Here is a 19,868-nt window from a genome sequence, read left to right on the forward strand (position 1 = left end):
GTGGTCACCCGGCCGGGCCCCTAGGCTGGTGGGGGTTTTCCGCCCGCCACGGAGCCCCGGCCCTCCCTGACCCCCGCACCGCGGCGCTGCCTCATCGAGGGCTCAACGAGGTGGCGCTGTGCCGCGGGGCGCTACGGCGCTGCGGGCCGTGGCGGCCGGGCCCTCCAGTAGGGCGCGGGTGCACTCCCAGCCCTCCAGGCCGGGGTCGAGGCGGGCCGTGTCGGCGGGGGTGCGCAGCCGGTGCCAGCCGGGGACCAGGGCCAGTGCGGAGCGGGACGGGCGTGCGGCGGTGAGCGCCGCCACCGCGTCCGGGGCGTCCAGTCCGATTCCGGAGGTCCAGGCCGGGGCGGGCAGCCGGGCGGCGAAGGCGGCGAGCCCGCCGCCGTCGGCCGGGCTCACCGCGGCCTCGGCCCGGCCCAGGGCGCGGAAGAGCTTGGCCATGAGCAGCGGCGGGAAGTCGGGGGCGTCGGCCGCCAGTACCGCGGCCAGCCCGGTGCCGCGCCGGTGCAGCTCCGCCAGGAGCGCGTCCAGCGCCGAGGGTCCGCCCAGCCTCAGCACCGGGGTTCCGGGCCAGGTCAGGCCGGCCGCGCGGGACTCCAGCAGGGCGGCCCGCCCCGGGTCGGGCGCCCAGACCGCCAGCGCCGCACCGCACCGCTCCAGCCCGGCGGCCACCTCGTAGGCGTCCTCGGTGAGCGCGTCGGCGAAGGCGCCCGGGGCGATCCCGGGAGGGGGCGCGGCCCCCGTCTCACCGGTCATGAGCACGGCGGCCGTCCTCTGCACCCGCGGGTCCCCTTCCTCTGCGTCCGCGTCCACTCCGTCCGGCCCGGCCGCCGGCTCAGTCGACGACGTCGTCCTCGTCCTCGCCGAGCGGGGCGGTCCCGTCGCCGGGGAGCCGGGAGGCGGCGCTGACCCCCTCAAGGTAGCCGCGGGCCCGCTCGGCCTTGGGGTAGCGGCGCACCATCGCCCAGAACTCCGGTCCGTGGTTGGGGATGATCAGGTGGACCAGTTCGTGCAGGAGGACGTAGTCCACCACCCAGGCGGGCATGCCGGACAGGCGCTTGGAGAGGCGGATGGCCCCGGTGTCGGGGGTGCACGAGCCCCAGCGCGTGTTCTGGTTGTCGACCCATCGGACGCTGGAGGGGCGGGCGAGGCCGCCGAGGTAGCGGTCGGCGAGTTCCACGGCGCGGTCGTGCAGTGCCGCGTCCCCCGGTCGGCGCCGCACGTCGCGCGCCTGGAGCCGACCCAGCATCCGGTCGACCCACTGCTCTTCTTCGGCGCGGGAGAACGTGGCTGGCACGAGGACGACCGTCTTGTCCCCGTCGCGGTAGGCGGAGACCGTCCGCCGCCGGCGGGGACTTCGGCGTACCTCGACTTCTGTGTTCTGAGGCACAAAGCCACGTTATCCCACCGGTGCGACACTCCCCAGAGGCCGATCTCGCTTTTTGGCGATGAAGCACACCATTTCCCCGGCCGGAACGGCCGCTCCCCGGGCCCGCTCCCCCGGGCGGCGGAGGTGAGCCCGTGCCCCGGCGCCCCCGGCGGTCCCGGGCGCCCCGCACCCGGCGGCGGATGCTGGCCGGATCCGGCCACCGGCCGGCGCGGCCCCGCTGGCCGGGGCCGCTCCCCCCGCCGAACGCCCGGGGAACGCGGCCCGGACGGCGGGTGTCCGCCCCTCCCCCGGGGGCTCCGGGACCGGCCGCCCCGGGAGGGCGACGGCCGCCGGAGGCGGCCGGAGGGCCCGGAAAGGCCGGAGGGCCCGGAAAGTCCGGAGGGCCGGCGCCCGGCGGGCGCCGGCCCTCCGGACCGGGGTTCAGGCCGTCAACACAGCCGCGACCACGCTATTTCCATGATCGCGCGCTCCTGGCGCTCGCGTTCGCGCAGCTCGGCGCGGAGCCGGCGGGCGGAGAGCCTGCGCCGCTCCCGATCGCCGGCCTCGGCGGATTCGGCGGTGCGGACGGGCTTGAGCAGTTCCAGCATGGTGTGCATGTCCATCATTCCTTCGCGTGTCTCTCCGGTACCGGGCCCTTCACGTGTCCGCGCGGGCCGGGCGGGTTCTGCTTCTTCTTCTCGGGGCGGGTGCGGACCGGGTCAGGCCGCGACCGGGCGGGGGTGCTTGCGCGGGCGGCCGCGGGGCCGCTTGCGGGCCACGACCTTCCCGGCGACGAGCAGCTCACCGCCCCAGACGCCCCACGGCTCCCGGCGCTCCAGGGCGTCGGCCAGGCAGCTCTCCTTGAACGGGCAGCTCTGGCAGACGACCTTGGCCGCCTCGACATCGGCCGGGGCCTCGGCGAAGAAGAGGTCCGGCTCCCGACGGCAGGGAACCTCCTCCTCCGCGAGCCACGGGGTCTCCAGGACCGACGCGAGCATCGGTGTCCTCCCTGATTCGTTCGTCCTCGGCGTTACGACTCGGATCTTCGATCGGGGCCGGACTGATCGGACGCTCCACGAAGACCGGCCATGCCTCGGACGAGGCTGGAAACGGGCTTCTGCGGAGGAACGAGAAAGCCGCGGCCCCTCAGTGAGGGCCGCGGCCACGGGAGGTCGTCCCGGCTGGAGTTAAGCCGGTGCGCTCCGTGGACACACCCCCACCGCGCCCTTGGGGCGCTGGGTTTCTGCGTGTGCGAGCAGCTGAATCGGTCCGCTATCGGCGGTGTGCTCCGGCCGGCCCTCGCCATAGCCGGCCTTCGAGCGGACGCCGCCGGACATACCGGTGGTGCTCTCATTGCCGGACGCATTGGCGAGGATCAGGGCGGCGGCGCTCAGGGCGCCGGCCTGGTCGCCGGTGGACACGCGAGCGCCGCGCTGGGTGCCCCACTCGCCGGAAACGAGCACGGCGAAGCGCACGGCGCTACCGAAATCGCTCTTCATCTCCGTCATCGGATTGGGACACCTCCTTCTGATCGGGCCTGCGGCTCTCGCCGCCTGCCTGCGCGGGCGCTGACGAAGTCAACTGTAGAGTGGTCCGCCGAAAACCGGCAACCTATTTTTGACCTGCGTTTTCGTCCGGACCCGGCCGGGATTTCCGGGAACCGCGGGCGGTCCGGGAACGTCAGGGGCCGGGACCGCGGCGCCGGCCTCGTCCGCCGGCGCCGCCCCTCGGCGTCACCCCTCGGCGGGGTCGCCGACCACCCGGATCAGCCCCTCCTGCACCACCGAGCAGACCAGGTCGCCGCCGCGGGTGTACACCAGGCCGCGGGCCAGCCCGCGGGCGCCCGAGGCGCTCGGCGTCTCCTGGGCGTAGAGCAGCCAGTCGTCGGCGCGGAACGGCCGGTGGAACCACATGGCGTGGTCCAGGCTGGCCATCGAGATCCCGGCGAACGAGCGGCCGTGCCGGAGCAGCACGGTGTCCAGCAGGGTCATGTCCGAGGCGTAGGTCATCAGGCAGACGTGCAGCAGCGGGTCGTCCGGGAGCTCCCCGTCGACCTTGAGCCAGACCAGGTTCTCCGTGGTGCTCAGCGACGGGTCCCGCTCCACCTCGAAGGAGAGCGGGCCCACCGGGCGCAGCTCGATCGGGTGCCAGCCGGCGAACCGGGGCACCTTGCCGAAGGCGGCCTGCAGCCGCTCCCGCATGCCGGCCAGCTCCTCCGGGCCGGGCACCTCGGGCATGGCGATCCGGTGCTCCAGGCCGGGCTCGGCCTTGTGGAACGAGGCCGACAGGGTGAAGATCGCCCGGCCGTGCTGGACCGCGGTCACCCGGCGGGTGGTGAAGGAGCGGCCGTCGCGGACCCGGTCCACCTCGTAGACGATCGGCACCGAGGGGTCGCCGGGCCGGATGAAGTAGGCGTGCAGCGAGTGCACCCGGCGCTCGGCGGGCACGGTCCGCCCCGCCGCCACCAGGGCCTGGCCGGCCACCTGGCCGCCGAAGACCCGCTGCGGGCCGTCGTCCGGGCTGGAGCCGCGGAAGATGTCGTCCTCGATCCGCTCCAGGTCGAGGATGTCGAGCAGGGCGGCGAGGGTCTGCCTGCGGGCCGGGTCGGCCGGGGGCGCGCCGCCCGGCTCGGCGGGCGGTTCGGGCGCCGCGGTCGCGGTCCGGCGGTCGTCACTCGTCATCCGGCTCCCCCACTCCGTCCGGTGCCGGGGGCTCCTCCCCCGCGCACAGGGCCAGCACGGCCTCACCGTAGCGGTCCAGCTTCACCGCGCCGACACCGGATATCCGGGACAGCTGCGCGGTGCTGCTCGGCACGTGCTCCGCGACGGCCTGCAGGGTGGCGTCGGTGAACACCACGTAGGCGGGGACCTTCTGCGCGGCCGCGGTGGTCCTGCGCCACTCCCGGAGCCGCTCCAGCAGCTCCTCGTCGTAGTCGGCGGGGCAGGTCAGGCAGCGGGCCAGCTTCCGCTCGGCGGCCTCGGTCAGGGTGTTCCCGCAGATCCGGCAGCGCACCGTCTTCGCCGAGCGGGACCGGTCCCGGCGGCCGGCCGCCAGCGACGGGGAGGCCGGGCGCAGGCCGTCCAGGAACCGGCTGGGCTTGCGGGTCCTGCGGCCGCCCGGGGAGCGCGCCAGCGACCAGGAGGCGGACAGGTACTCGCGGGCCCGGGTGACGCCCACGTAGAACAGCCGGCGCTCCTCCTCGACCTGCTCGTCGGTCTCGGCGTAGATGATCGGCATCATGCCCTCGGTGAGGCCGACCAGGAAGACCGCGTCCCACTCCAGGCCCTTGGCGGCGTGCAGCGAGGCGAGGGTGACGCCCTCCATCTCCGGCGCGTGCTCGGTGGCGACCCGGGCGTCCAGCTCCTCGGCGAAGTCGTCCAGGGTTGCGGTGTAGGGGCGGCCGCAGGCGCAGTTCTCGCCCAGCGGCGCGTTCTGCGGCCGGTCCGCGGCGCCCCCGCCGTCCAGGCCGCACTCGCCGCGGTGCCGCTCGGCCGCGATGTCGTCGGCGAGCTGGGCCAGCGCCGCCAGCGACTCCCAGCGCTCCCTGGCCTGGCGGCCCTCGGGGGCGGCCGCGGTCAGCCCGAGGGGGGCGAGCAGGTGCCGGACCGTGCCGGTGATCGGGTCGGAGCCGCCGCCCTGGCGGGCGCCGCGCAGCGTGTGCACGGCCTGCTTGATCTCGGGGCGGTCGAAGAACCGGGTGGCGCCGCGGACGGTGAACGCGATCCCGGCGTCGGCCAGCGCCTGCTCGTAGGCGGCCGACTGGGAGTTGGTGCGGAACAGCACGGCGATCTCGCGGGCGGGGGTGCCGGTCTCGATCAGCGCGGCGATCCGGCGGGCCACCGAGGTGGCCTCGGCGGGCTCGTCGTCGTACTCGGTGTAGGACGGGTCGGGGCCGTCCGGCCGCTGCGCGACCAGCTCCAGGCCGGCCTCGGCGCCGCCGGCCGCCGGCCGGGCGCGGCGCAGCACCTCGTTGGCGACCCGCACCACCTGCGGGGTGGAGCGGTAGTCCCGGACCAGGCGGACCAGGGTGGCGTGCGGGTAGGCGGCGGCGAACCGGGTGAGGTAGGAGGGCGTCGCGCCGGCGAAGGAGTAGATGGTCTGGCTGGGGTCGCCGACCACGCACAGGTCGTCCCGGTCGCCGAGCCAGGCGTCCAGCAGCAGCTTCTGCAGCGGGTTGACGTCCTGGAACTCGTCGACGACGAAGTAGCGGTACTGGCTGCGGACCCGCTCGGCGATCTCCGGCCGCTCCAGCAGCATCGCGGCGGTCAGCTCCAGCATCGACTCGAAGTCGAGCAGGTTCCGCTCCCGGCGGATCTCCTCGTAGCCCTCGAAGACCCGGGCCACCTCGCCGGCCTGCATCGGCGGGGTGCGGCCCGCCTTGGCCACCGCCTTCTCGTACTCGGCCGGGCGGACCTGGGTGACCTTGGCCCACTCGATCTCGGAGGCGAGGTCGCGCAGCCCGGTGCGGTCGGCGTCGACCCCGCAGGCGTGCGCGGCGCGCGCCACCGCCTGGATCTTGCTGTCGATCAGGGTGGGCTGGGGGCCGCCGACCGCCTGCGGCCAGAAGAAGGAGAGCTGGCGCAGGGCCGCCGCGTGGAAGGTGCGGGCCTGCACCCGGGGGGCGCCCAGGGCGCGGAGCCGGCCGCGCATCTCGCCGGCGGCGCGGGTGGTGAAGGTGACCGCGAGGATCTGCTGCTCGGCCGCCACCCCCGAGGCGACCGCGTGCGCGATGCGGTGGGTGATCGCCCGGGTCTTGCCGGTTCCGGCGCCCGCGAGGATGCACACCGGCCCCCGCAGCGCGCGCGCCGCCTCCAGCTGCTCCGGGTCGAGCCCTTCCAGCACGCGGTCGGGGTCCATGCACGTCCTCCGTTTCCGTTCCTGCTTCTGCGGCCCGGGGCCGCCTCCGGCCACACCGTGCACCGGACCGCACACCGAGTCTCTCAAGTATCGGTGACCGGACCGCCGGATTCGGCGTGTTCGCACCGGTCCTGTGGACGGCCGCGGCCCGACCGGTCGGGCCGGAACCGGCCGCGCGCACCGCCCGCACCGGGCGGGACGGCGGGAACCAGGTCGCATCCGGCGGCGTCCCACGAGGTGACGGAGACCTCCCCGGGAAGCCGGGAGCGGTCCGGTGCGTTGTCACTAGGCGGTGTTCTCATGGCACGCGAGCGGCGTGAGGCGTTCGCGACGGCCCGGACGATAAGGAGAGACGAGACCCGATGACCACCCCCAGCGCCGCCCCGATCACGATGTACAGCACCCCGTGGTGCGGCTTCTGCAAGCGGCTGAAGAGCCAGCTCTCGCGCGAGGGCATCGCGATCGACGAGATCGACATCGAGCAGGACCCGGCGGCGGCCGAGTACGTGATGAAGGTCAACGGCGGGAACCAGACGGTCCCGACGGTTTTGTTCGGCGACGGGACCGCACTGACCAACCCGTCGCTCAAGCAGGTCAAGGAGAAGATCGCCGAGCTGTCGTAGGTGCCCGCGCCGCCCGCACCCCGCGGGCGGCGCCGGCACCTCGGCCCGCGCCCCGCACCGGGGCGCACGGGGCGACGGAGAAGTAGGGGATGCACGTGGCAGCAGAGAGCACGATCCGAGACGGCGACGGCGGCACGCCCGCCGCGGGCAGCATCATGCGGACGCCCGGAGGGTGGCGCGTGCACGGCGGCGAGGAGCTCCCGGACCTGCTCAACGCCATGGTCCTCGCCGATCTGCTGATGGCGGAGGAGGGCGGGGTCCCGGCGCCGGGCCCGGCCCCTTCGCGCGCCCCGGAGGACGCCTCCGAGGTGGAGCGGCTGCGCGCCACGGTCGCGCAGCTGGAGCACGCCCTGCAGACGCGGATCGTCGTGGAGCAGGCCATCGGGGTCCTCGCCGAGCGGCACAGGCTCGCCCCGCGCAAGGCCTTCGAGCTGCTGCGCACGGCGGCCCGGTCGCGCGGCCGCAAGGTCGCCGACCTCTCCCGGGACGTCGTCGCCAGCTGCAGCAACCCGCTCACCGCGCTCCCCGGCGAACTCGCCGGGGAGAGCACCGCGGCGCAGAGCGCCCCTTCCCCCCGCGGCTGACCGCGGCGGGGAAGGGGGAGGTCACCGGTCGCCGGGCAGTTCCCCGCCGTACCAGTGCTCGATGAGCAGCCGCGCGATGGAGAGCCGCCCGGGGAGCAGCACCTCGCCCGAGCCGGTCGCGGCGCGCAGCTCCTCGCGGGTGAACCAGCGCAGGTCGGCGAGTTCCTCGGTGTCGGTGCGCTCGGCCTCGCCGACGGCGCGCGCGGTGAAGCCCAGCATCAGGCTGCGCGGGAACGGCCAGGGCTGGGAGGACAGGTAGCGGGGGTCGGCCACGGCGACGCCGGCCTCCTCCGCGACCTCGCGGACCACCGCGCTCTCCAGCGACTCGCCCGGTTCGACGAAGCCCGCCAGCACCGAGTAGCGGTTCTCCGGCCAGGCCGGGTTGTGCCCGAGCAGGCACTGCTCGTCCGCCCCGGAGCCGCGGTGCACCAGCATGATGACGGCCGGGTCCATCCGCGGGAACTGCTCGGTGCCCTCCCGCTCGCAGATCCGGACGTGGCCGGCGGACTCCGCCCGGGTGGGCGAGCCGCAGCCGGGGCAGAAGGCGTGCGAGGCGTTCCAGTTGGCCACCGCGACCGCGTGCACCAGCAGCCCGGAGTCGCGGGCGCCGAGCAGCGGGCCGACCTCGCGCAGCGACGCCGCCCGGCCCCGGCCGGCCTGCTCGGCCTCGAGGAACGGCTCCCGGTCCGGCTCGGCGCGGACCGCGAAGTAGGCCCGGCCGTCGCCGTCGGCGCCGAGCAGGTAGCGCTCCCCCGGCGGCGCCTCGGCGGGCGCGGTGAAGACCAGCCGCGCCGCGCCGTCCTCCTCGGCGACCAGCGCCCGCGACTGCCGCGCCAGCAGCCCCTTCCAGCCGTAGGCGACGGGGTCGCCGCCCTCCAGGACCAGTACCCGGGTGCGGGGGTCGGCCCAGGCCTTCTCCAGCCACTCCCGGTCGGCCCGCCGGTGGCCGGCCATGTCGACCGTGCTGCGGGAGAGCAGGGGCGTCGCTTCGTTCGGGGTCATCGCGTCTTCTCTCGTGCCGGATGGGGCGTGCCGGGGCGGGCGCGGGCGCCGCCCGGGCGGGTCAGGCCTGCTCGGCCAGGGACTCCCAGAGGTAGGCGATGCTCTCCGCGCCCTTCAGCAGCAGCGGCACCTCCACCTTCTCGTTGGGGGCGTGGATGCGGTCATCGTCGAGGCCGACGGCGACGAAGACGAGCGGGGCGCCGAGCGCCTCGGCCAGGTCGGCCTCGGGGCCGCTGCCGCCCTCCCGGGTGTAGAGCACGTCGGTGCCGAAGGCGCGCCGCATGGCGTCCCGGGCCGCGCGCACCGCGGGCGAGGAGAGGTCGGAGGCGCACGGGCGGACGCCGGGGCCGGCGAACTCCACCTCGGCGCGGACCCCGTCGGGAACGGCGGAGCGCACGTAGGCCCGGACCGCCTCCTGGATGCGCAGCGGGTCCTGGTCGGGCACCAGCCGGAAGCTGACCTTGGCGTGCGCGGACTTCGGCACGATGGTCTTGCTCCCGGCGCCGGTGTGCCCGCTCCACATCCCGTTCACCTCGGCGGTGGGGCGCACCCAGATCCGCTCCAGGGTGCTGCGGCCGGCCTCGCCCGCCGCCGCGGCGGCGCCGGCGGTGCGCAGCCACTCCGCCTCGTCGAACGGGAGCCGGGCGAGCAGCGCGCGCTCCTCCTCGCCGATCTCCAGCACGTCGTCGTAGAAGCCCGGCACGGCGATGCGGCCGTCGTCGGCGTGGAGGCCGGCGAGCAGCCGGGCCATCGCGGCGGCCGGGTTGGGCACGGCGCCGCCGAAGGAGCCGCTGTGCAGATCGCGGTCGAGGGCGTACAGGTCGATCCGGCAATCCGTGAGGCCGCGCATGCCGACGCACATCGACGGGGTGTCCGCGGACCACATGGTGGTGTCGGAGATGACGGTGACGTCGCAGCCGAGCCGGTCGCGGCGGGTCTTGAGCAGCTCCGCGAAGTTCGGCGACCCGGACTCCTCCTCCCCTTCCACCAGCAGCTTCAGGGTGACCGGCGGGGCGTCGGCGCCGGAGGCGGCCAGTCCGGCGCGCACCCCCAGGAGGTGGAAGAGGACCTGGCCCTTGTCGTCGGAGGCGCCCCGGCCGACCAGCCGGTCGCCGCGCTCGACCGGGTCGAACGGGTCGGTCTCCCACTCTTCGACGGGGTCGACCGGCTGCACGTCGTGGTGGCCGTAGACGAGGACGGTGGGCGCCTGCGGGTCGCGGGCGGGCCACTCGGCGAAGACCGCCGGCATCCCTCCGGTCTCCCACACCTCGACGGTGGGGAAGCCCGCCGCGGACAGGCGGCCGGCCAGCCACTCGGCGGAGCGTCGCACGTCGGGGTGGCGCTCCGGATCGGCCGAGACCGACGGGATCGCCAGCCACTCCTTCAGTTCGGCGACGAACTCGTCCCGGTGGTCTTCGATGTAGGTACGCACGTCCATGACCGGCGGCACCGTTGCCCTTCCGTTTCCGACTCCGGCCTCGTGGGCCGGTAACGAGCCTAATGCTCCCCGGAAACCGGGATGCCCGGTGGTCGGACCTTCCGCCGGCCGGCGGGACGCCTCTTCGGCGTCGATCCCGGCGTCGCCGCCGTCTCATCCGGCGTTGAGGCGGCGGCGACGCCGGGATGGCGCCCGGCGGGGTCACTCCCCGGTCGTACACCGGGTCCCTCCGTGGCGGGATGGCCGGGCGGCCGACCGGCCAATACGGTTGAGGTCCGCCGGGGCGGCGGCAGCAGCACGGGAGGACCATGGCCACTGAGACACCCGGTCCGGCGGACGGCGGCGGGGCCGGGCCGGAGCAGGCCGAGCAGCGCGGCGGGGGCACCGTGCGGCTGGGCCGGATGCTGTACGCCCTGCTCTGGCAGGCGCCCTCGGAGCTGCCCCGGCTGCTGCCCGCGGTGCCGGAGCGCCCGGTGCCCCGGCCGCTGCTGGGCGGGGTGTTCGCCGAGTCCGCCGCGCGCTCCGGGCGGCCGGTGCGGCGGGTCCGCATACTGGCCGCGGTCACCGTCGTCCCGCTGCTGCTCTACCCGGTGCTGTGGGCGGTGCACGCCGCGGGCCGCCCCTGGGCGACCGGGCGGGCCGCCGCCAACCGGATGCTGATCCTCTCCGCCGCCGCCCTGCTCACCGGGGCGGACGCCGCCACCGAGATGTCCGCGCAGGGGTCCGTCCTGGTGCACGGGTTCCCTCCGCCGGACGGGCTCCCTCCCGCGGTGGCGATCCCGCTCGGCGCCGCCGTGGGGCTGCCGCTCCTCCTGCTGGCGAGCTCCCCGCTGCTGGCCTGGCGGCTGATGACCGCGGCGGTGGTGCTGACCTCGCTGGTGCCGAGCGGCGACGGGCCCAACGACACCGTCGTGCTGGGCACCGCGCTCCCCGGCTACCTCGTGGTGCTGTTCGTGGTGGCGAGCCAGTACCGGGTCTCGGTGACGGCCGGGGTGGGGGCGGTGACCGCCGGGCTGCTCCTCCTGGCCACCGCCTACCCCTACACGAGCTGGGTGCTGCTGACGCTGGCCATGGCGCTGGCCGCCCTGTTCGCCGGGGACAACCTGCGCACCCGGCGCGAGGAGGAGGGGCGCGGCCTGCCGCTGCCGGGCCGGCCCCCGCGGCCGCGGCCGGACGGGTCGCCGCTGTCCCCCGTGGACGGCGTGGTCGACGCCGCCTGGCGGGAGCGGGTGGCCCGGCCCGGCGGGCCGGTCCGGCTCCTGCGCGGCCTGCGGCGGCCGCGCGGCACCCGGCTGCTCGGCGGGGTCTGCGCCGCCCTGGCCGGCGATTCCCGGCGGCTCCGGGTGGTGCTGCGGCTGGCCGCCGTCCTGCTGCTGCCCGGGACGGCGCTGGCGGCCTACCCGGTGCTGTGGCTGCTGCTGCCCTCGGAGGGCGACCCGCCGCCGCGCGCCCTGGAGGAGGACCCCGACCCGCCGGTGACCGGGCGGGAGTGGACGGCCTGGGCGCTGCTGGCGGTGGTCTCCGGGCTCGCCGCGCTGGGCGCGGGCGGGCAGCTGTTCGGCTTCCACGGGCTGGGGCTGCCGCTCGCCGCGGCGCTGGGCGCGCTCTGCGCCCTGCCGCTGGCGCTGGTCCCGGTCGCCCCGCTGCTCGGCTGGCGGATCGCGGCCGGCGGGCTCGCGCTGACCGTGCTGCTGGTCGCCTCGGAGGGGTCGGCCCCCAACGACCTGTGGCCGTGGCCAGCGGCGGGCCTCCTGGTGATGGCGGTGCTGCTGTACGCGGTGGCGGCCGCGCACCCGGGCCGAGTGGCGGGCGGCGCGGCCGCGATCACCGCGCTCCTCTGCTTCGCGCCCGCGCCCGCGGTGGCGGGCACCCCGTTCGGCCAGCCGCTGTGGATCTCCGCGGTCGCGGTGGGCGTCGCCGTGCTCGGCGCGAGCGTGCGCGGCCGCCGCTCGGCCCAGCGCGAGCTGGCCCGGGAGAGCGAGCTGCGCCGCCGCGACCAGGAGCGCAAGGCCGCGGCCGAGGAGCGCTCCCGGATCGCCCGGGAGCTGCACGACGTGGTCTCGCACCACATGTCGATGATCGCGATCCAGGCGGAGGCGGCGCCCTACAAGTACCCGGACCTCCCGCCGGGGGCCGCGGAGACGTTCGGCACCATCCGGGACGCGGCCCGCGGCGCGCTGTCCGAGATGCGCCGGGTGGTGGGGCTCCTGCGCGAGCAGGGCGAGGAGGCCGAGCGCACCCCGCAGCCCGGGCTGGAGCGCCTGGCCGACCTGGTGGACGGCGCCCGGCAGGCGGGCATGCGGGTGGACCTGGAGGACCGGTCGGCGGAGGCGGCGCCGCCGGACGCGGTGGGGCGCTCGGCCTACCGGATCGTGCAGGAGGCGCTGAGCAACGCCGCCCGGCACGCCCACGGCGCCCCGGTCCGGGTCCGGCTCGCCCCGGAGGGCGGCGCGCTGGAGGTGTGCGTCTCCAACGGCCCGGTCCCGGACGGCTCCGGGCCCGCTCCGCGCGCCGAGGAGGACGGCCCCCGGGGCGGGCACGGCCTGGTCGGCATGCGGGAGCGCGCTGCGGTCCTCGGCGGCACCCTGGAGGCCGGCCCCGCCCCCGGCGGCGGCTTCCGGGTCCGCGCCCTGCTCCCCCTCACCGACCGCGCCCCGGGCCGGGCGGAGTGACCGCCCCGGCCTCCGCACCGGGGGCGGCCGCCCTGTCCTGCCCGGACCGCCCCGCCGGCCGGCGGGGCGCCGGGCCGCACGGAACCGCGGCCCCGCCGGGCCGCCTGCACGGACGCCGGGGCCGGACCCGGGCCGCCTCCCGGCAGGCCGCGGACGCGGGCGGCGGGCCCCCGGGGCCGACGGGGAACGAACGGGGGGAGGGACGCCGGCTCCGCACCGCCGAGGCGGGCCTCTCCGGGGTCCTCCGGGGCGGGCCGGCGGGGCCGGGAGGCCCTGCGGCGGACCGGTTCCGGGCAGTAAGGTGGCCTGGTGCCGATCACCGTGATAGTCGCCGACGACCAAGCGATGGTGCGCGACGGCATCGCCACGCTCCTCGGGGCCGCGGACGACATCGACGTCGTCGCGCAGGCCCGGGACGGGAGCGAGGCGGTGCGGCTCGCCGCCGAGCACCGTCCCGACGTCGTCGTGATGGACGTCCGCATGCCGGTCATGGACGGCCTGGAGGCCACCCGGGAGATCACCGCGCCCGCCGGCGGGGCGTCGGCCGGGGAGGGCGCCGACGGCCCCAGGGTCCTCGTGCTGACCACCTTCGACCTGGACGAGTACGTCTACGAGGCGCTGGGCGCCGGGGCCAGCGGGTTCCTGCTCAAGGACGCCCCGGTGGACGACCTGCGCGCGGCGGTCCGCACCGTCGCCCGGGGCGACGCGCTGCTCGCCCCGTCGGTCACCAAGCGGCTCATCGCCGACATCGCCGCCCGCCGCCGCGACCGGGTGCACGCCCGCCCCGAGGCCTACGCCGACCTCACCCCGCGCGAGGCCGACGTGCTGCGGCTGGTGGCCCGCGGCCTGTCCAACGCCGAGATCGCCGCGGAGCTGGTCGTCTCGGAGCAGACGGTCAAGACCCACGTCGGCCGCATCCTGATGAAGCTCGACCTGCGCGACCGCACCCAGGCCGTGGTCTTCGCCTACGAGAACGGCGTCGTCTGACCCGGAGCGGAACCGCTCCGGAGGTCCCCCTCCGGGGGCAGTCCCGGGTTCACCTTGCGGGGGGACGACCGGGTATGAGCCGGATCCGTAGCTTCTCGGAGCATGCTCCAGCGCGCCCTCACCCTGCTCCTCGTCCTGACCGTCGCCGCCGCCGGGCTCGCCGCCGGGTGGTGGTCGCCCGCGGCCGAGGCCCGCGAAGCCGCCGACCCCCTCCGCTACTCGCAGGTCCGGGAGGCCGGCTCCGGCCGGACGCTGCTCGCCGACGACCCGGGGACCGGGCGGATCGTGGAGGTCATCGGCGACCTGGACGGCGCCGAGAACGTCGCCGTGGTCGTCCCGGGGACCGGGCAGAACCGGGGGAACTTCCGCACCAGCGACCGGGGCGCCGGAACCGTCCCGGTGCAGAACGGGGAGGCGCTCTACGCGGAGATGCGCGAGCGCTCCGACCGGGTCGCCGTCGTCGTGTGGCTGGGCTACCGGCCGCCGCAGGACCTGAACGCCACCGCCTACCGGCTGGACTCCGCGCGCGAGGGCGCCGACGAGCTGACCCGGCTCACCCGGGACGCGCTGCCCCGCGACGCGCACGTCACCCTCGCCTGCCACAGCTACGGGGCCTCGGTGTGCGGCCTGGCCGCGCGGCGCCCCGGGGTCGCCGACGACGTCGTCGCGCTGGGCGCGCCGGGGATGGGCGTCGGCTCCGCCTCGGAGATCGACGCGCGGGTCTGGGCCACCCGGGCCGGCGACGACTGGATCCGGTTCGTCCCCGGCATGCGCCTGGGCGGCTTCGGGCTGGGGCCCGAACCGGTCTCCGACGGTTTCGGCGCCACCGTCTTCACCGACGACCGGATCAGCGGGCATGAACAGTACTACCAGGAGGGCAGCGCGTCCCTGTCCGCCATCGCCGACATCGCCGTGGACGGCGCCGCGGCTCCGGCCTCCTGAACGGCCGGACCGGAAAGGCCGAGCGCATGTTCCAGCACCATTTGCACTCCGGACCGCGTCCCGCCCCGGCGAAGGGCGGGGGGCCGAACCGGCACGGTGCCCTCCGGCCCTCCGAGGCCCTCCCGGGCCGCGTCTCCGGGTTCCGCCGCGGAGTCCGGCCGGGGGAACGGGCCGCCCAGGCCCCTCCGGCCCTCCGTGCAGGCCTCCGGGCGCCGGGAAGGGAGAACCGCCCGCCGTTCCCGCCCGGAGAACCCCGGGACCGGGCGGAGCAGCGCCCGGGAGAACACCTCCCCGGCCGCGCCGCGGAGCCCTTCGGCGCCCCTCCGCCCGGACTCCGCGACGCCTCCGGCGCTCCGGCGGCCCCGACCGGCTCTGAGGCGGGGAGAACGGCACGTACCCCGCGCCAAGAGGCGTCCGGACGGCTCCAGGGCCCGGCGGAACCGCGTCCGCGGGGCCGCGGAGAACACCCCTCCGACCGCGCGGTGGAGCCCCTCGGCGCCGCCGCCGTCCGGGTGGGGCGGACCGCCGGCGGAGCGGCGGGGGGCGGTCCCGGGCTGCGGGGAGCGGTACTCCGCCGCGCCGGGGCGGCCGGGGGCGCGGTCCGGCGGGGGTGGTCCCGGTGACCGTCGTAGCGGCGAAGGGGACCGGGCCGCTGGGGCTGATCGGGGTGGCGGCGCGGCTGCTGGACGCGGCGACCCCGCCCGATCGCGAGCGGGCCGTCGACGGGCTGCGGGCGGTGGCGATCTGCGGGGTGGTGCTCGGGCACTGGCTGGTGACGGCCACCGTGCTGTGGGGCGACGGCGGGCTGCGCATCTCCAGCCCGCTGCGGGCGCTGCCCGAGCTCGCCGCCGCGACCTGGCTGTTCCAGGCGCTGACCCTGTTCTTCCTGGTCGGCGGGTACGTCTCCGCCCGCGGGCTGGAGCGCTCCCGGGCCCGGGGCGAAGCCGACCGGGCGTGGCTGCGCGCCCGGCTGCTCCGCCTGGGCCGCCCGGTGCTGGCCGTGGCGGCGGTGTGGGGCGCCGCCGCCCCGGTCCTGCTCGCCGCCGGGGTGCCCGAGGCGAGCGTGCGCAGCGCGCTGCTGCTGGTGCTGCAGCCGCTCTGGTTCATCGGCGTGTACGCGGCCGCGACCGCGCTCACCCCCTGGCTCCTGGCCGCGGAGCGGCGGCTGGGCCCCGCCGCCGCGCTGGCGGCCGTGCTGCTCACCGCCGGGGTGGACCTGCTCCGCTTCGGCCCGTGGAGCGGCCAGGTGCCCGAGTGGGCCGGGCTCGCCAACGTGCTGCCCGCCTGGTTCTTCGGCTACCTGCTGGGCATCTCCTGGGCGCGGGGGCGGCTGCGCCGGCCGTTCGCCGCCGCCCTGCTGGCCGGCGGTGCGGTGCTGCTCGCGGTGCTGGTCACCCGGCTGGGGTACCCGGTGAGCGCGGTGGGGGTGCCGGGGATGGAGCGGAGCAACTCCAACCCGCCGTCGCTGTTCGTGCCGGCGCTGGGCGCGGTGCAGGCCGGGGCGGCGGTGCTGCTGGCCGCCCCGCTGGAGCGGCTGCTGCACCGCCCGCTCGTGTGGGCGTGCGCGGTCCGGCCCAACCTGAACGCGCTCACCCTGTTCTGCTGGCACCAGACCGCGCTGCTCGCGGTGGCGCTGCCCGCCTCCGCGCTGCCGGTGCCGCTGCCCGGCCTGACCTCGGCCGTCGACGGCGCGGCCTGGCTCGGCGCCCGGCTGCTCTGGCTTCCGGTGCTCGCCGCGGTGCTGGCGGCGCTGTGCGCGGCGCTCCGCCGCTTCGAGCCGCCGTGGACCGGCCTGGCCGCCACCCTTCCGGGGCGCACCGCCGCGGCCCTGGGCGCCGCCGCCTGCGTCGGCACGGCCGTGCTGCTGGTCTGACCCGCACCCGGCCCCCGCGGGGCGCCGGTCGCGGCGCCGCCGCGGTCTCGACGCCGGCCGAGACCGCGGGGCGCCGGGATCAGCGCGGTTCGGGGCGGTCCGGCCCGGAGCGGCCCGGTCCGGGCCGGTCCGGTTCGGGGACGCGGTCCAGCAGGGCCGCCAGGCCCGCCTCGTCGAGGAGGTCGGCGGGGCGGACGGTGACGTCGGCGCGGACGTAGTGGAAGGCGGCGCCGACCCGGTCGAGGGGCACGCCGGTGAGGTCGGCCCAGGCGACGCGGTACGCGGCGAGCTGCACCGCCACCGCGTCCCGCTCCCGGGCGCTGCGCGGCGGCCGGCCGGTCTTCCAGTCCACCACGTCGTAGCGGTCCCCGACCGGGTCGTGGAAGACCGCGTCCATCCGGCCGCGCACCAGCCGGTCGCCGATGACCGTCTCGAACGGCACCTCCACGTCCAGCGGGACGCGCGGGCCCCACTCGCTCGCCTCGAAGAGCCGGCGCAGCTCCTCCAGGTCCTCGTCGCCGCCGGCGCCGTCGTCCGCCGCGCCGGGCAGCTCGTCCGGGCCGAGCAGGGTCTCCTGGCCGTGCCGGCGCTCCAGCCAGCCGTGGAACGCGGTGCCCCGTCGGGTGTGCGGGGCGGGCGGGCGCGGCATCGGGCGGCGGATCCGCTGCGCCAGGGCGGCCGGGTCGCGGGCCAGGGTGACCAGGGAGGAGACCGTCAGGTGCTCGGGCAGGTCCACCTCGGCCGGGCCGCCGGAGCGCTCGCCGGCGGCGTCCCGGTGCGCGAGCAGCAGCTCGGCGTCGCGCGCCCAGCCGTCCAGCCGGCGGCGCATCGACGCCGGCATCGACGCCCGCTCCAGGGTCTCCAGCCAGCGCCCGCCGTCCTCGCGGGCCTGCTCGACCAGGGCCGCGCCGGCCGCGATCTCCCGGTGCCGCTCGGCCGCCGCCCCGGTCTCCTCCTCCGGCGGGAGCGGCCAGTCGACCGGCTCCTCCCCGGAGGTCTGCGGGTTCTCCTCGCCCTCCTCCGGCGGCGGCGCCCAGACCGCGACCCGGCCGCCGCCGGCCTCGCAGGCCTCGCGCACCTCCTCCAGGAACGGGGAGGGGCCGCGCCGGGTGGCGCTGTCCCTGCCCCACCAGTGCCCGGTGCACAGCAGCGCGTAGGAGGCCCGGGTGACGGCGACGTAGGCGAGCCGCCGCTCCTCCATCAGGTGCCGGGCCTTGTCCGCGGCGAGGAACTCCTTGACCCCGTCCTTGTCGACGTCGTCCAGCCGGGGCAGGCCGGCCGCGTCGCCGCGGAGCGGGAACGGCAGCTGGTGCGCGTGGCGCACCCACGACCCGGCGTCCCGCGGGCTGGTGGGGAAGACCGAGGAGCGCCCGCCGTCCCCGGACAGCCCGGGGACCACCACCAGCGGCCACTCCAGGCCCTTGGCGGCGTGCACGGTCATCAGCTTGACCGTGTCGGTGGAGCCGACCCGCTCGCCGGGGGCGAGCCCGCGCTCGGCGTCCTCGGCCGAGCGCAGGTAGGTGAGGAACGCCGCCAGGGTGGGGTCGTCGGTGCTGCCGGCGAAGCGGACCGCGGCGTCGGTGAAGGCGTCCAGGTCGGCGCGGGCGGCGAGCGGGTCGCGGCCGGGCCGGGCGGCCACCTCGATGTCCAGGCCCAGCACCCGCTCGGTCTCGGCGATCAGGTCGGGCAGCGGCTGCCCGGCGAGCTTGCGCAGGCCGCGCAGGTCGGCGGCGAGCATCGCCAGCCGCTCGTAGCCCGCCTCGGAGTACCGCTCGGCGGGCCCCAGGTCGTCCAGGGCGTCGACCAGGCTGCCGCTCTCCGCGGTCAGGTCGAGCACGGTGCTGCGGAGCAGGTCCTCGCTGTCGCCGGGGGCGCCGTCCGCGCCGGGCTCCGCGGCGCCCTCGGCCGCTTCGGCTCCCTGGCCGACGAGGTCGCGGCGGGACTCGCGGACCAGTTCGGAGGCGCGCTCGCCGAGCGCCACCAGGTCGCGCGGGCCGAGCCGGAGCCGCGGCCCGGTGAGCAGCCGGGCCAGCTCGTTGCCTGCGGCCGGGTCGTGCACCACCCGCAGCGCGGCGATGACGTCGCGCACCTCGGGCACGGTCATCAGCCCGCCGATGCCGACCACCTCGACCGGGATGCCGCGCGCCTCCAGCGCCTCGCGCATCGCGGAGAACTGGGCCCGCTTGCGGCAGAGCACCGCCACTCCGCCCGGGGTGAGCGGGCCGTCCTCGCCGGCGGGGCGGACCAGGCCGTCGGGGGCGAGGTCCTCGCGCTGGTCCAGGGCGGCGTGCACGGTGCGGGCGATCCACTCGGCCTCTTCGGTCTCGGTGCTCAGCAGCGCGCAGCCGACCGCGCCGCGACCGCGCCGGTTCGGCCCCGGGTGCAGCACCGGCACCTCGGCCCGGCCGCCGGCCGGCTCCCGGCCCCCGTCCCCGCCGGTGCGCAGCGGTTCGGAGATCCGGGTGGCGACGTCCAGGATCCGCTCGCCGTTGCGGAAGCTGGTGGAGAGCGCGTGCAGCGGCGCGGGCCGGCCGGGGGCCTCGGGGAAGTCGGTGGGGAAGGTGGTGAGGCCGCCGGCGCTGGCGCCGCGCCAGCCGTAGATCGACTGACAGGGGTCGCCGACCGCGGTGACCGGGTGGCCGCCGCCGAACAGCTCGCGCAGCAGGGTGAGCTGGGCGTGGCTGGTGTCCTGGTACTCGTCGAGCAGGACCACCCGGTAGCGGCTGCGCTCGGTCATGCCGACCTCGGGGTGGCGGGAGGCGATCCGCGCGGCCAGCGCCACCTGGTCGCCGAAGTCCATCACCTCGCGCGCGGCCTTGGCCGCGATGTACCGCTCCACCAGCGGCAGCAGCTGCTCGCGCATGCGCTGCGCGCCGACCAGCCGCCCGGTGGTCTCCTTGGTCTTCCGCTTGGCGGGCAGGGCGGCGGCGCGGTCGTCGATCCAGCGGCCGACGCCGCGCACGTCCTCGGGGGTGCGCAGGTGGTCGGAGAGGTCGCCGGCGAGTGCCAGCACCCGCTCGACCACGGTCTGCGGGCCGAGGTCGACGGCGTCCATCGGGCCGTCGTAGGTCTCCACGATGTGCGCGGCGAGCTGCCAGGACTGCCCCTGGCTGAGCAGCCGGGTGCCGGGCTCGATCGCCTCGCGCAGCGCGTGGTCGCCGACCAGCCGGGCGGCGTAGGAGTTGTAGGTGGAGACCTCCGGTTCGCCGTCGAGGACCTCGGCGGGGACCTGCTCGGTGCCGCGCAGCTGGCCCAGCCGGGTGCGGACCCGCTCGGCGAGCTCGGCGACGGCCTTGCGGGTGAAGGTGAGGCCGAGCACCTGCTCGGGGCGGACGAAGCCGTTGGCGACCAGCCACACCACCCGGCCGGCCATGGTCTCGCTCTTGCCCGACCCGGCGCCCGCCACGACCACCGAGGGCCCCAGCGGCGCCGCGATCACCCGCGCCTGCTCGGGGGTGGGCTCCGGGCGGCCCAGCATCCGGGCGATCTCGGCGGGCGTGAGCACCCGCCGGGGGCGCTCC

16 protein-coding genes are annotated in these 19,868 nt (G+C 76.9%); 6 read left to right on the top strand and 10 right to left on the bottom strand.

The window, feature by feature from the left end:
* Positions 1-102 precede the first annotated feature (102 nt).
* The 7 genes from D459_RS34965 to D459_RS0109420 form a co-directional block, all read right to left on the bottom strand.
* Positions 103-756 carry a hypothetical protein gene (locus D459_RS34965; RefSeq protein WP_086003868.1) on the bottom strand — a complete coding sequence of 218 codons (654 nt, stop codon included), beginning with the start codon at positions 754-756 and terminating at the stop codon, positions 103-105.
* Positions 757-835: 79 nt separating this feature from the next.
* Positions 836-1,390, bottom strand: a complete 555-nt coding sequence (locus tag D459_RS0109395) for a M48 metallopeptidase family protein (RefSeq protein ID WP_026120222.1) — start codon at positions 1,388-1,390, stop codon at positions 836-838.
* A 428-nt stretch (positions 1,391-1,818) separates the two neighbouring features.
* Positions 1,819-1,986, bottom strand: coding sequence for a hypothetical protein (locus D459_RS36130; RefSeq protein ID WP_169558453.1), 168 nt, complete (start codon positions 1,984-1,986; stop codon positions 1,819-1,821).
* 102 nt (positions 1,987-2,088) lie between these two features.
* Positions 2,089-2,367: a WhiB family transcriptional regulator gene (locus D459_RS0109405; protein ID WP_017592747.1), complete on the bottom strand. Its 279-nt coding sequence runs from the start codon at positions 2,365-2,367 to the stop codon at positions 2,089-2,091.
* Positions 2,368-2,556: 189 nt separating this feature from the next.
* Positions 2,557-2,877, bottom strand: a complete 321-nt coding sequence (locus tag D459_RS0109410) for a hypothetical protein (RefSeq protein ID WP_017592748.1) — start codon at positions 2,875-2,877, stop codon at positions 2,557-2,559.
* Between the two features lie 225 nt (positions 2,878-3,102).
* A complete protein-coding gene (tesB, locus tag D459_RS0109415) occupies positions 3,103-4,050 on the bottom strand; it encodes an acyl-CoA thioesterase II (protein ID WP_017592749.1) in 948 nt (315 codons plus the stop codon).
* Entirely contained in the window at positions 4,040-6,226 is a 2,187-nt protein-coding gene (locus D459_RS0109420; protein WP_017592750.1) for an ATP-dependent DNA helicase UvrD2, read from the bottom strand. The genes tesB and D459_RS0109420 overlap by 11 nt, the downstream gene beginning before the upstream one ends.
* Positions 6,227-6,588: 362 nt before the next feature.
* Here D459_RS0109420 and D459_RS0109425 point away from each other — a divergent pair, with 362 nt between their 5' ends.
* Both D459_RS0109425 and D459_RS0109430 read left to right on the top strand, forming a co-directional pair.
* Complete coding sequence (locus tag D459_RS0109425) at positions 6,589-6,849, top strand: mycoredoxin (RefSeq protein WP_017592751.1); 261 nt, start codon at positions 6,589-6,591, stop codon at positions 6,847-6,849.
* 89 nt (positions 6,850-6,938) lie between these two features.
* Positions 6,939-7,433: an ANTAR domain-containing protein gene (locus tag D459_RS0109430; protein ID WP_017592752.1), complete on the top strand. Its 495-nt coding sequence runs from the start codon at positions 6,939-6,941 to the stop codon at positions 7,431-7,433.
* Between the two features lie 21 nt (positions 7,434-7,454).
* On the opposite strand, the gene nudC is transcribed toward D459_RS0109430, so the two are convergent.
* Positions 7,455-8,435, bottom strand: a complete 981-nt coding sequence (nudC, locus tag D459_RS0109435) for an NAD(+) diphosphatase (protein WP_017592753.1) — start codon at positions 8,433-8,435, stop codon at positions 7,455-7,457.
* A 61-nt stretch (positions 8,436-8,496) separates the two neighbouring features.
* Positions 8,497-9,873, bottom strand: a complete 1,377-nt coding sequence (locus D459_RS0109440; RefSeq protein ID WP_026120224.1) for a dipeptidase — start codon at positions 9,871-9,873, stop codon at positions 8,497-8,499.
* 308 nt (positions 9,874-10,181) lie between these two features.
* Here D459_RS0109440 and D459_RS33560 point away from each other — a divergent pair, with 308 nt between their 5' ends.
* The 4 genes from D459_RS33560 (at position 10,182) to D459_RS0109465 (ending at position 16,347) form a co-directional block, all read left to right on the top strand.
* On the top strand, positions 10,182-12,545 hold the full coding sequence (locus D459_RS33560) for a sensor histidine kinase (RefSeq protein WP_017592755.1): 2,364 nt from the start codon (positions 10,182-10,184) through the stop codon (positions 12,543-12,545).
* A gap of 309 nt (positions 12,546-12,854) precedes the next feature.
* Positions 12,855-13,532: a response regulator gene (locus D459_RS0109450; protein ID WP_081620498.1), complete on the top strand. Its 678-nt coding sequence runs from the start codon at positions 12,855-12,857 to the stop codon at positions 13,530-13,532.
* A gap of 102 nt (positions 13,533-13,634) precedes the next feature.
* A complete protein-coding gene (locus D459_RS31175) occupies positions 13,635-14,474 on the top strand; it encodes an alpha/beta hydrolase (protein ID WP_017592757.1) in 840 nt (279 codons plus the stop codon).
* Positions 14,475-15,093: 619 nt separating this feature from the next.
* Positions 15,094-16,347: an acyltransferase family protein gene (locus tag D459_RS0109465; protein WP_241484983.1), complete on the top strand. Its 1,254-nt coding sequence runs from the start codon at positions 15,094-15,096 to the stop codon at positions 16,345-16,347.
* A 79-nt stretch (positions 16,348-16,426) separates the two neighbouring features.
* Here D459_RS0109465 and D459_RS0109470 read toward each other — a convergent pair whose 3' ends face one another.
* A complete protein-coding gene (locus D459_RS0109470; RefSeq protein WP_152522935.1) occupies positions 16,427-19,825 on the bottom strand; it encodes an ATP-dependent DNA helicase in 3,399 nt (1,132 codons plus the stop codon).
* Positions 19,826-19,868 lie beyond the last annotated feature (43 nt).

Source organism: Nocardiopsis potens DSM 45234 (assembly GCF_000341105.1).
Lineage (GTDB): Bacteria > Actinomycetota > Actinomycetes > Streptosporangiales > Streptosporangiaceae > Nocardiopsis_A > Nocardiopsis_A potens.